Below are 13,044 nucleotides of genomic sequence, written 5' to 3'. Positions count from 1 at the left end.
CCCTCAAAGGAAAGCCTTGTTGCGACACTGGCGGTTTGCGCCCTCTAGCGGACGCCTTCCAGCATGGCGTCTATCTGCGCGCCCAGTTCGGAGCCGGTAGCCGGCTTGCGCAGCAGCGCGAAGTTGCCGCCCGGGTGAAGGCCGGTCACCCCGCCGGCATAGCCGGTCAGCAGGATGCAGGGCAGCAGCGGGCGCAGCAGCATGGCCTCCCGTATGGTCGCGGCGCCGTTCATCACCGGCATCGAGAAGTCGCTGATCATCGCATCCACGATCTCGCCGACGCGCAGCAGCTCCAGCGCTTCGGTACCGCTGCCGGCCACCACGGTGCTGAAGCCCTCGGCTTCGAGCTGCGCCGCCACCACCTCGCGCACCAGCTCGTCATCGTCGACCACCAGGATACGCGGGGCCCTGCCATCCGGCCGGTCCGGCTGTGCCGCCGGGCCGATGCTGGAAGGTCTCCGCCCGGTGTCCGGCCCGGGCGGATCGCCGATGAAGTCCGCACTCCCGACGGACCTTTCCCCGGCCAGCCTGCTCCCGGACGCCCTGATTCCGGTCACCGGGGGGCTCCCGGCAGGAGCGTGCTCCTCGGCCTGGCGCAGCCAGAGCGTCACGTCGGTGCCACGCCCCCGGGTGCTGGCGATAACCAGCCCGCCGCCGGACTGCTCCGCGAAGCCACGCGCCATGGCGACACCCAGGCCGGTCCCCTTGCCAGGCGGCTTGGTGGTGAAGAACGGCTCGCTGACCCGCTCCAGGGTCCGCGCGTCCATGCCGATGCCATCGTCGACGATTTGGAGCCGCACGTAGTCTCCCGGTGCAAGTCCGGCCGGATGGCTGTCGTCGCCGACATGCTCGGCCCGAGCCGACAGCGCGAGCGTGCCACCGTCCGGCATCGCATCGCGCGCGTTGGTGCCGAGGTTGATCAGCGCGGTCTCGAGCTGCGCCGCGTCGGCAAGCAGCGACGGCATCGCCGCATCGACGTCGAGGGTCACGGTGATGGTGGTCCCGAGCGTATGGGAAAGCATGTCCTGCACGTCGTGCAGGAACGCCGCCGTCGGGATCGGCCTGCTGCGCAACTCGCCGCTCCGCGCGAAGCTCAGCAGGCGCTGGGTGATCGACAGGCCCCGGGTCGCCGCGTTCAGCGCCGTCCTCGCGTAGCGCCGGGTGCGGGCATGGTCTTCGGGCGTGCGCTCGATCAGCGCGGCGGCGCCGCTGACCGCCTGCAGGATGTTGTTGAAGTCGTGCGCGATGCCACCCGCGAGCTGCCCCAGCGCCTGCACCTTCTGGGCCTGCGCTAGCTGCGCCGCCAGCGAGCGCGTCTCGGTCAGGTCACGGCACTCCGCGATCAGCCACATCACCGCGCCGGTCAGCGGGTCGCGCACCGGGTTGAGCGAGAAGTCGATCCACATCGGGCGCCCTTCGACGCCCCTGAGCTCGACCTCGCGGCGGACATGGCAGCCGTCGGCGGCCATTTCGAGATCCAGGCGAAGCTGCGCACGCGCCGCAACCGGCCAGCTGTCCGTCTCCGAAAGCTTGCGGCCGATGATCTGCTCGCGGGACAGCAGCATGGCGTCGAGGCCGGTTCGGTTCATCTCCAGGGTGGTGCCGTCCGGCGACAACAGGCTGATGAAGTGGAACTGTGCGTCGAAGATGCCGCGGAAGCGTGCCTCCGCCTCGGCCAGGTCGGCGGTACGCTCGGCCACCCGCTGTTCGAGCTCCTGGCGGCGCATCTCCAGTGCCTCCCGGCTGGCGGTGAGCAGGCTGATGTCCTGGTGCGCGCTGATAAGGTGCGGGCGCCCCTCGGGATCGAGGAAGCTCTGCAGCCGCATCGCGATCCAGCGCGTGTCGCCGCCGGGCCGGCGTATGCGGAACTCGATGCCGAGCACCGTCCCGTCGGCCAGAGCCGTCTCCACCGCCTGCTCCACGCGCGCCCGGTCGTCGGGGTGCAACAATTGTCCCCAGGCCTCGGGGGAGAGTTCGGATTGCCCGGCCGGCAGGCCATACAGCTCCGTGAACTCCTCGGAGATCGACGCCAGCGTCTCGGCCAGCACGCGGGCGGAGGAGGCGATGCCGCCGACACGCTGCACCAGCCGCAGCCGGGAGGCGGTCTCGCGCAGCTCGGCTTCCGCCCGGCGACGGTCATGCATGTCCTCGGTGAACAGCAGCAGGCCGCCGACGCTGCCGTCGGCAAGATGCCAGGGCACCATCTCGCGCCGCAGGCAGTCGATGCTGCCATCGGCGCGGACGAAGGGATCCTCGTCGACCGACAGCGACTCGCCTGCGAATACCCGCCGGTGCAGGACGTGCAGTCGCTCCGGCAGCTCCTGGATGATGTCGTAGTGGCACAGTCCGATCAGGGATCCCGGCGACCCACAGGCAATTCCAAGATCCGCCAGGAAACGACGACTGACCGCAAGGTAGCGCATCCCGGTGTCGAACATGGCGATCGAGGCTGGGGCGGTGTCGATGAACAGCCGCAGGCGGGCCTCGCTGTCGCGCAACGCGGCCTCGGCCTGCTTGCGGCCGGTGGCGTCCCGTATGATCCCGGTCAGGTAGCGGTCGCCTTCGCCGCCGAAGGAACTGACGGACATGTCGATCGGAAACTCGCTGCCGTCGCGCCGCACCGCGAGCAGTTCCCGCCCCGGCACCCCGATCACCCTCGGCGCTGCGCCGGCGCGGTGCGCCAGGATATGCTCGTCAAGCCGGTCGCCGTCGTGCGCCGTCATCAGCACCCGGAGGTTGCGATCGAACAGCTCCGCCTCGCTGTCATAGCCGAACAGGGCGAGCCCGGCCCGGTTGACAGACTGGATGCGGCCATCGGCCCGGGCGATCACGAAGCCATCGGCGGCGGTATCCACCAGGGAGTGGAACTGCGCCTCGCTGCGTGCCAGACGGCGTTCCACCACGCGCAGCGCCGTCACGTCGGTCATCGTCTCGACCACCAGGCGGTCGCGTACATTCGCATCGGTCTGCAGCACCCGGTTCACCGAGACAAGCAGCGATGCGCCGTCCCGGTGGTGGCGGCGCAGTTCACCACTCCAGGCGCCATCGCGCAGCAGTGCGAGCCCGCTGTCGGTCGCAGCGTCGCTCCTGAGCAGTTGGTCCGACCGCTGGCCGATCGCCTGCTCCGCCGTCCAGCCGAACAGGCGGTGGCAGCCATCCGACCAGAACAGGATGGTGCCGTCGAGATCGGTGAGCATGACCGCGGCGAGCCGAACCATATCAAGGAGCCGCTGTCGCTCCATGGCGCTCTTGCTCATCTGACGGTAGGCCGCGTCGGCCACCAGCGAACGCACCGCAATCACCAGGCCAAGAAGCAGGGCGGCCGCCATCAGCATCCCGAGCAGGGTCTCGATCACGATCGTCCTGTCTCCGGAACGGTCGGCCGCCCTGTTGCGCTGCATTTGCAGCCGTCGTTCCTCCGAGAGCATGGAGGTCGTCGTCAGCCGGATGGCCTCCATCTGCCGCCGGCCAACGCCGGTCCTGACCAGCGCGACGGCATCCGCGACCTTCCCGTCCATAACCAGGGCCAGGGTGCGGTTCAGGTGCGCGATGCGTTCGCTCAGCTGGTCCGTCAGGGTCAGCAATGTCGCCTGCTGCCGTGGATTGTCTGCGGTGAGGTCCTTGATCCGCGCGTAGCGGTGCCAGAGATCCCGGGTCTCATGATCAAGTGCCGGCAGCAGGGACGCATCCGACGTCAGCAGGAAGGCGCGCTGGCTGACCTCCATGTCGTCGGCGCTCAGCAGGAGATCGTCGATCGCGTTGACAACCACCTGGGTGTGCTCGACCCAGCCGACCGCGACCTGCCGGCTGGCGCGGGTCTGCAGCAGCAGTGCGAACATCATCGCCGCAGCGGCCGTCATCGCCAGCATCAGTCCGAGGATGATCAGGGAGCGGGCGGCAATCGGACGCCGGACTGGAGCGGAGGCGCCGCCGGCGTTGGCGGGCGTTGTGGAAGTCGTCGCCGCCGGCAGGCGCATGACAGGGTCCAGCTCAATCCGAACCCGGACAGTAGACCCTTAGACCGTTAATAGCTCGTAATTACCTGACCTTCGCCAGATGGGGCGTTTCCTACGCGGCCTTGCTGTCGCCGTCGCCGGTGAGCTCGAGCAGCGTTTCGCGGCCGAGCCGGTCGCAGAAGTCGCCAAAGCCCTCGCTGCCCCGGCGATCGCGCGCGAATGCGGCGAACAGCGCCGCGAACTTGCTCTCCAGGGCACCCTCGGCAACGCGGTCGAGCAAACGGAACGACAGCCGGGTGCCGTTGAAGTCGCCGCCCACATAGATCGCATAGAAGCCGGGCATGCGGCCGACCAGGCCGATGTCGCCGGCATAGGACCGCGCGCAGCCGTTCGGGCAGCCGGTGGTGCGCAGGCTGATACGCTCCCCGGACAGGCCGTTGGCCTCCAGCAGGCGCTCGAACATGGCGATGAACTGCGGCTGGATACGTTCCGCCTCGGTAAGTGCGAGGCCGCAGGTCGGCAGCGCCGGACAGGCCAGGGCGAAGCGTGCGAAGGGCGTCATCGCGCTCGCCGGCACCACGCCGTGTCCGGCCAGGATTCCGTCGATGGCGCCGGCATCCTCGGGGCGGATGTTGGAGAGCAGCACGTCCTGCTGCGCGGTGAACACCGGATCCACGCCGAAGCGCTCCACCACCTCGCGGATCGCGCTGCGCAGGCGGACGCTTCCGCTGTCCACGATACGGCCGGACGGGACCGGCACGCCAAGCCAGCGCAGCCCGTCGCCCTGCTCGTGCCAGCCCAGCAACTCGGGCACCGTCAGCTCCGGCAGCGGACGCGGCGGGGTCAGGGGCTCGCCGTAGTACTGGGCCAGCGTCTCGGCGATCCAGGCGATGCCATGATCCTCGACGACGTATTTCAGCCGGGCCCGCCTGCGGTCGCCACGATCGCCGTGGTCGCGCTGCAACCGGATCACCGCCTCCGAGATCGCGATCAGCCGGTCGGGACCCACGAAGCAGACCGGGGTCGCGAGCCGCGGGAAGGTGCGGGCGTTGTTGTGCGTCATGCCGAGGCCGCCGCCGACGGCGATGGTGTAGCCCTCGAGCTGTTCCGCCGCATCGAAGTGGGCGATCACCGCGAGATCGTTGGCGAGCGCATCGGCGCTGTTGTCGTCCGGAAGCGCCACGCCGATCTTGAACTTGCGCGGCAGATAGGTCGGTCCGTACAGCGTCTCCTCCTCGGAGTGGCCGGCGACCGGCTCCTCGTCGAGAAAGATCTGGTAGTAGGCACGGCTCTTCGGCAGCAGCGCCTGAGCGAGACGCTGGACGTCGGCCAGCACCCGCTCGTGGCGGGCGTCGCGACGCGGTGCCGGTGTCGTCATCAGGTTGCGCACCACGTCGCCGCACGCGGAGATGGTGGTCAGCATGCCGTGGTTGATCGCCGCGATCGAACCCTTCAGGTCGCCCTTCAGGATGCCGTGGAACTGGATACCCTGGCGGGTGGTGATGCGCAGACTGCCGTTGGCGAAGCGGTCGGCGACACTGTCCAGGGCGAGATACTGGGCCGCCGTGGTGACGCCGCCGGGCATGCGGCAGCGGACCATGAACTGGTACTCCTTCTCCAGCTTCGCCTGCTTGCGCCTGGTTGCGCTGTCACGGTCGAACTGCTCATAGCTGCCGTGGAACTTCAGCAGGTTGTACGCATCCTCGCTGACCTGGATGCCACCTTCGGCCAGTTCCTCGGCCAGCCGGCCGCGCAGGCCACGGCTTTCCCTCTTGAGGGTCTCCACGCCGGAGAGCTTCTTTTCGGCCCGAATATCGTCAGCCACGTTCGCTAATTCCGTATCGTGTTGGAGATGCCGAGCCGTTCAGCCGCGGGGCTGTGCGACCATGCGCAGGTAGGGCTTCAGGGTCTTCCAGCCATCCGGAAACAGGGTCCGGGCGGCCTCGTCATTCACCGAGGGAGCGATGATGACATCGTCGCCCTGCTGCCAGTCGGCGGGAGTGGTGACCTTGTAGCCGTCGGTGAGCTGGAGGCTGTCGATGACGCGCAACACTTCCTGGAAGTTTCGCCCGGCGGAAGGCGGGTAGGTGAGGCTGAGCCGGACCTTCTTGTTCGGGTCGATCACGAACACAGACCGCACCGTGATCGACGGATCGGCCTGCGGGTGCACCATGCCATAGAGATCGGCAACCTTGCGGTCCGGATCGGCGATCATCGGAAAGTTCACCGCCGCACCCTGGGTCTCGGCGATGTCGCCCTCCCAGCGGTGGTGACTGTCCACCGGATCGACCGACAGCCCGATCACCTTCACGTGGCGTCGCTCCCACTCCGGCGCAAGCTTGGCTACCGCGCCCAGCTCGGTGGTGCAGACCGGGGTGAAATCCCTCGGATGGCTGAACAGTACGCCCCAGGAGTCGCCAAGCCACTCGTGGAAGCGGATCCTGCCCTGGGTGCTGTCCTGTTCGAAGTCCGGCGCGATCTGGCCGAGCTGGATAGTCATGTGTCGGTCCTCAAATGCAGCAGCCGGATAAAGCGCGAAGACCTATCGCGGGTCAATCGGACCACATTCGCCGAACGTGCTTTGTCTCGCCCCACCATCAGGGGTATCGACGCGATCCGCTCTATATGGAGAAGCTGATCGGCTCCGCCAGGGGGCGGCGCAAGCCGGCGTTCTCCGCCCGCCGGACCATGTCGTCCAGGGTCAGCTCCTGCAGGCGCGCGCGCAGGGCATCGTCGAGCTCCTTCCAGGCCGGCTCGACCACCCGCCCGAACAGATCGCCGATCGGACCATCCTCGCTGCCGCCATCGTCGGACACCGCGGTCTCGACGATGTCCGACAGCCGGATGTCGCGGCGCGGCCGGCCCAGCCGATAGCCGCCGCGCGGGCCCCGCACGCTCTCCAGCAGGGCGGAGCGCGACAGGGTCTGCAGCAGCGGCTCGATCCCGCGACGGGCGAGGCCGGCCCGCTCGGCGATGTCGGCCGCGCTGACGGTGCCGGCGCGCCCGGCATGGAACGCCACATCCAGCATGATGAGGACCGCGATCATCGCCCTGTCACGCCTCAGCAGCATCGTTCGTTGTCCCTGATCCGGCCGGGGAACGCTTCCGCCAGGCGCATGCCACTCCTATATCAGTCTAACGCTCCATGATCCACGCTCCAGATTGGTGCTTTTGCCAACCCGGTCCACCAGCAGGTAGCCGCCGGGCCACCACCAAGCCACCACCAGCAGGAAATGCCTTGCCATGAAGAAGCAACGGACCGCGCAGGCCCTGTCGCCTGACGATCTCCCGGTCGACGGCGACACCGCGCTCGACGAGCGGCCGGCGCCGGGACGGCACGGCGCGGACCGGGTCCCGGCGGCGGCGCAGCGCGGTGTCGCCGCCGGCGCGGAGATGCCGGCATTCGCGGCCCCGCGCGGCCGGATCTATGGCAGCATCGTCGAGACCGTGGGAGGCACCCCTCTGGTGGCGCTGCCGCGGTTGTCGCGTGAGGACGGACTGCTCGCGGATGTCGCGCTGAAGCTCGAATTCTTCAATCCGCTCGGCTCGGTGAAGGACCGCATCGGCGCCGCGATGGTGCTGCGTGCCGAGCGGGAGGGTCTGATCACGCCGGGCCGCACCGTCCTGGTCGAGCCGACCTCGGGAAATACCGGCATCGCACTCGCCTTCGTTGCCGCCTCGCGCGGCTACCGGCTGATCGTCACCATGCCGGAGGGTGCCTCCATCGAGCGACGCAAGATGCTGCGTCTGATGGATGTGCAGCTCGAACTCACGCCGTCGCGCCTTGGCATGGCGGGCGCAATCGGCCGCGCACGCGAGATCCTGGACGCGACGCCGAATTCCTGGATGCCGCGCCAGTTCGACAATCCCGCCAACCCGGATATCCATGCCGAGACCACCGCCGAGGAGATCTGGGCCGACACCGGGGGGCGGGTCGATATCGTGGTCGCCGGCATCGGCACCGGCGGCACCGCCACCGGGATCGCGCGTGCGCTCAAGCCGCGTCGCCCGGGCCTGCGCGTCTATGGCATCGAGCCTTCGGAGAGCGCGGTGCTGAACGGCGACGAACCCGGCCCGCACGGGATCCAGGGCATCGGCCCGGGATTCTGCCCAGGCGTGCTCGATCTCTCGATGCTGGACGGGGTGCTGACGGTGTCGGAGCGCGAGGCGATTGCCGCTGCCCGTCGCTGCGCGCGCATGGAAGGCCTGCCGATCGGGATCTCGTCGGGAGCGGCGCTGCATGCCGCTCTCGGGCTGGCGCGCAACCCCTCGAACGAAGGCAAGCAGATCGTGGCGATCGTGCCGTCCTTCGCCGAGCGTTACCTGTCGACGTCGTTGTTCGCCGGCCTGGGCTGAGACCGGCCAGTCCGGGCGGGCGTATCCGGGAGGGCAGGGACCCTCCCGGGTGCCTACTGCATGATGATTTCGACGCGCCGGTTCTGCGGCTCGCGGGTGTTCGGACCGGTCTGCACCAGCGGGTGCGTCTCGCCGTAGCCATGGATCTCGATCGCATTCTGCGGCACGCCGTCGCGCACCAGTTCGCTGCGCACGGCGGTGGCCCGACGCACCGACAGGGCCTGATTGTAGGCTTCGCCACGCTCGCCGGGGTGTGCTGCGGACGTGTCGGTATAGCCGTTCACCTCCAGTCGGGTGGTCTGCACGCGGGTCGAGGACTGCGCCGCTTCGGCGATGATCTGGCGAGCACGGTCGCCAAGCGTCGACTGGTCCCAGTCGAAGAATACCAGGTAGGTGCGTGACGGCGCCGGCGCGGGAGCAGGCTCCGCCGGCGGTCCGGCCGGCGGCGGTGGCGGCGCGGGATTGAACTCGTAGCGCAGACCGAGCAGCACCGAATGATTGTAGTCGGTGGTGATATCCTCGTTGCCGCGGGCCTCACCGTAGGCCTTGGGCCCGAATGCGCCGGCGGTGCCGATGCTGCCGCCACTGAAGTTCTCTGGCCCGAGCACCGAGAAGAAACGATACTCCGCGGTCATCGACAGGCCGACGACCCAGGGCACCGGCACCGACACGCCGAACATCGCCTGGTAGGCGAAGTTGTCGGAGGTGCCGCCGATATGCTCGGCATAGGGATAGTTGGTGCCGGAATACTGGGTGTCCATGTGGGTCCAGCTGTAGCCGGCGCCGACGCCCAGATACGGATAGATCCAGCTCTTGCCGATATCCATGTCGAACAGCACGTTCGCCATGCCGCCGTAGTTCTGCTGGTGCCCGCCGGCTTCGGTCGGGAAGCCGGTACCGAGGAAATGCTGCAGCGTGTTGTCGCGGTAGTTGCCTTCGAGTTCGACCCGGACGCCGTTGCCAAAGCCCCAGCCGACGCTGCCGATGCCGGTGTAACCGACGCCCCAGCGATCCTTGCCGGACGGAAACTCGGGGCTCAGCCGCACCGTCTCGTCCTGCAGGAAGTTGGCGCCACCCGCGAGGCCGACATAAAGGCCGCTCACCGGCTGCGCGACGGCATGGCCGATGACCGGCAGACCGAGCAGTTGAGCGCCCAGCGTGACCGGTGCCGCAAGTGCGCTGCCAGCCAGCAATCTCGATAGGCGCCCCATCCTCGTACCCCCGCCTCGGCGACATGCCCGCTATGCGGACCTCCGCGCGTCTTCACCAACCGATCCGGTCCTACCGGGTTTCGACCGCCGGTAGAAGAGGCCAAGCCTACGGTTGCAACGGAGCGTTGCTGTGGCGCCACCGGCACACCGATCGTTCCGGTGCTGCCTTGAACTCCTGTAACCGCTGCCACTCACCTCGCACCCCGGCCGGGCCGAGCGCGCGAGGCGGGACGAGTGCGATCAAGCTTTTGGCATCATGAAGACCAGCACAAAACTCAGTGATCAGGATCGCAAGAAAGTCGTCATAAATTGCTGGAGGTTGCTCGGAGGTCGCTCTGAGAGCAACTTACGGTAAGAAATGATCCTGAAAGCGACAACATTAAGCTATGCATTTGAAGCTTGTCTGAGTTGCAAATCGGCCACATCAACATGTGGAACTTCGACCGGCCTCATAAAGCCGGTATCGCTTCGTCACACTCCGTTTGAATATCGGGACAACAAGAAGCGGCTCGCCCCCGAGCTGCCATGACCCGGCGGAGGCCGGGACGTGCCTGGAACCGGAGTGCTTTGGCCAATGAATGGCGCCTCGTTGTTAGACTTCCGACGCAGCCTTGCGGGATCGGTGGCCGTCGCCGCGCTGCTGGCCTCCTATCCCGCCATGGCGCAGATCAGCGGCGCGAACTCCGTTGCCTCGCCGACGGCGGGAGCCGGCAATCTCGCCGCCGGCACGCCCACGGCCGGCGGTGGCTCCGAGGACGTGCTCGTCACCGGTTCGCGCCTGCGCACCAGCAATCTCACCAGCGAAGCGCCGATCACCGTGGTGACCGCCAAGCAGATCGAGCAGTCGAGCGCCCAGACCGTCGAGGACGTGCTTCGCAAGATCCCGTCGGTCGGCAACTCGGGCAACTTCTCGACCACCAACAACGGCGCCAACGGGTCGTCCTGCATCGACCTGCTCAACCTCGGCATCACCCGCACGCTGGTGCTGGTGGACGGACGCCGCTTCGTGCACTCCGCCTATGGCACCGGCAACGACTGCGTCGATCTCGACACAATCCCGATCCAGATGATCGACCGCATCGAGATCCTGAAGGACGGCGCGTCCACCATCTACGGCGCCGACGCTGTCGCGGGCGTGGTGAACATCATCACCAAGAAGAACTACTCGGGCACGCAGATCAACACCAACGGCAACATCACCGCATCCGGCGACAACCTGCAGGGCGACATCTCCGCCATCACCGGCTTCGACTTCGACCAGGGCCGCGGCAACTTCACCATCACCGGCCATTACCTCGACCGCGGTCCGGTCCTGCAGCGCGATCGCGACTGGGCCGATCCGGTGGTGAGCGGTGATAACGGGCCCGGCAATCCCTACACGATCGGTTCGAGCATTCCCGTGGCGGGCCGCTACTTCGGCGCCAACTCGGGCGACGACATCACCACCATCAACAACAAGATCGTTCCGTTCCAGAACACCTACAACGGTGCCAACGGGGGCCAGCCGAACATCAACGGCCGCTACGACTACGGCTACGATTCCTACCTGTCCGATCGCGAGACACAGGGCAACGTCGCGGCGCAGACCCATTTCGACGTCAACGACCACTTCACCGCCTACGCCTCGGCCTTCTACACCCACAAGAACACCGAGGAGCAGCTGTCCGGCCAGCCGGTTACCGGCAATCCGAACACCGCCTCCTCGCTCGTCATTCCGCAGGGCAACCCGTTCGCCGAGGGCCTCGGCGTCGATGAGCCGCTGACCGGGCTGCGCCGCACCACCGACATCGGGCCGCGCCAGACCAAGACCGGCACCGACACATGGCAGGCGACCGTCGGCGCCAAGGGCAACATCACCGGCAACTGGGACTACGACGCCTACTTCACGTATGGCTACTCCGACACGACGATCACGCTGACCAACCAGATCAACGCCACCAACTTCGAGAATGCGCTGGGCTCCGACGGCGTCGTGGGCGATCCGTACAACGCGGCGCTCTGCAACGCGGCCGCAGGCTGCGCACTGCTGAACCCGTTCGGCGCCGGCAACATCAGCCCGGCAGCCGCGAAGTATGTATCGTTCACCGCCAATGCCAACGCGTATTACCAGTTCCGCGACTACGGCGCGACGGTAACCAACAACCACCTGCTGCAGCTTCCCTATGGTCCGCTGGCGCTGGCCGTCGGCTTCGAATACCGGCAGGAGAACGGCGCGTATCATCCCGATCCGACCATCGAATCCGGCAACGCCACCGCGGCCGAGGAATTCCCCACCGGCGGCGGCTTCGACGTGGGCGAGGTGTTCGGCGAGCTGAACATCCCGCTGCTGAAGAACCTCGTCGCTGCCAAGGACCTGTCCGCCGACGTGTCCGGCCGCTGGTCCGACTACAACACCTTCGGCGGCGTGCAGAACTTCAAGGCCGGGCTGAACTGGTCGCCGACACAGGATATCCGCTTCCGCGCCAACATCGGCACCTCGACCCGCCAGCCGGCGATCGCCGAGGCCTTCGGTGGCGACACGCTCAGCTTCGAGCAGGGCAACGATCCGTGCGCGCAGGTTGCAACCTACGGAGCGCTCGCCGGCAATGTCGGCGCCAACTGCGCGCGGCAGGGAGTGCCGGTCGGCTTCCAGCAGACCGGCGACCAGATCGCCACCCTGGTCGGCGGCAATCCGCAGCTGCGTCCGGAGACGTCGCGAACCTACACGATCGGCTCGGTGCTGACGCCGCGCTGGCTCAAGACCTTCTCGGCAACCATCGATTACTACCACACCTCGATCAACAACTCGATCGGCGAGGTGCCGGTGCAGTATGTCGAGGACCAGTGCTACACCAGCCCCAACTTCTCCAGCCCGTTCTGCGCCGATGCCGGCGTCCGCAACGGCTCGGGCAACATCGCGCTGGCCAATGCTCCCTACCAGAACGAAGGCGTGGTGCGGACCAGCGGCATCGACTTCGACATGAACTACCTGCTGAAGCTTCGTGGCAACAACGCTTTCAGCTTCAGCAACGAGCTGGTCGACACCATCGGCTATACCACGCAGCTCGTCAGCGGCGGCGCGTTCGTCAACCTGAAGGGCACGCTGAACACCATCCTTGGCGGCGGCCTGTATCCGGTCGGCGTCCCGGTGATCCGCGACAACTTCACCGGCACCTACCTGCACGGGCCCTTCAGCTTCAGCTGGACCGTCCGCTACATCGACGGCATGACCTACAACGAGGGCGGCGCCAACTTCACCGCCGCCGACCGGTTCTACAAGACCAACGAGGTGTTCTACCACGACATCGTGGCGGCCTATAACTTCAAGCGGATCCAGGTGATCGCCGGTATCGACAACCTGTTCGACCGCACGCCGCCGTTCGCTCTCGATGGCACCGAGAACACCGCCGCCAACATCTACGACGTGTTCGGCCGGACCTTCTATGCGAGGCTGCAGGTCAAGTTCTGACCGCAAGGGCAGTCCGGATCGACTTGCGGGGCTGTGCGACATCAAGTCGCACGGCCCCTATCTTTTTCACCCG

At 67.3% G+C, this 13,044-nt stretch carries 7 protein-coding genes; 2 read left to right on the top strand and 5 right to left on the bottom strand.

Annotation, left to right across the window (positions count from 1 at the left end):
• Window positions 1-44 precede the first annotated feature (44 nt).
• The 4 genes from FE263_RS02035 to FE263_RS02020 form a co-directional block, all read right to left on the bottom strand.
• Window positions 45-3,977, bottom strand: coding sequence for a PAS domain S-box protein (locus FE263_RS02035; protein ID WP_138324270.1), 3,933 nt, complete (start codon window positions 3,975-3,977; stop codon window positions 45-47).
• 91 nt (window positions 3,978-4,068) lie between these two features.
• Window positions 4,069-5,781, bottom strand: a complete 1,713-nt coding sequence (locus FE263_RS02030; RefSeq protein ID WP_240758943.1) for an NADPH-dependent assimilatory sulfite reductase hemoprotein subunit — start codon at window positions 5,779-5,781, stop codon at window positions 4,069-4,071.
• Between the two features lie 39 nt (window positions 5,782-5,820).
• A complete protein-coding gene (locus FE263_RS02025) occupies window positions 5,821-6,456 on the bottom strand; it encodes a peroxiredoxin (RefSeq protein ID WP_138324269.1) in 636 nt (211 codons plus the stop codon).
• 121 nt (window positions 6,457-6,577) lie between these two features.
• Complete coding sequence (locus tag FE263_RS02020) at window positions 6,578-7,027, bottom strand: RrF2 family transcriptional regulator (protein WP_138324268.1); 450 nt, start codon at window positions 7,025-7,027, stop codon at window positions 6,578-6,580.
• Window positions 7,028-7,349: 322 nt separating this feature from the next.
• Between FE263_RS02020 and cysK the strand changes: the two genes are divergently transcribed.
• On the top strand, window positions 7,350-8,312 hold the full coding sequence (gene cysK / locus FE263_RS02015; RefSeq protein WP_138324889.1) for a cysteine synthase A: 963 nt from the start codon (window positions 7,350-7,352) through the stop codon (window positions 8,310-8,312).
• A gap of 53 nt (window positions 8,313-8,365) precedes the next feature.
• On the opposite strand, the gene FE263_RS02010 is transcribed toward cysK, so the two are convergent.
• Window positions 8,366-9,523 (bottom strand): OmpA family protein, encoded by a 1,158-nt coding sequence (locus FE263_RS02010; RefSeq protein WP_138324267.1) that lies wholly within the window; start codon window positions 9,521-9,523, stop codon window positions 8,366-8,368.
• Between the two features lie 622 nt (window positions 9,524-10,145).
• Between FE263_RS02010 and FE263_RS02005 the strand changes: the two genes are divergently transcribed.
• Complete coding sequence (locus tag FE263_RS02005; RefSeq protein WP_171033890.1) at window positions 10,146-12,971, top strand: TonB-dependent receptor domain-containing protein; 2,826 nt, start codon at window positions 10,146-10,148, stop codon at window positions 12,969-12,971.
• The last annotated feature ends 73 nt before the right edge of the window (window positions 12,972-13,044 follow it).

Origin of the sequence: Lichenicoccus roseus (assembly GCF_005844085.1) — a bacterium.
Classification (GTDB): domain Bacteria; phylum Pseudomonadota; class Alphaproteobacteria; order Acetobacterales; family Acetobacteraceae; genus Lichenicoccus; species Lichenicoccus roseus.
This window is presented reverse-complemented; position numbering and strand designations above follow the sequence as displayed.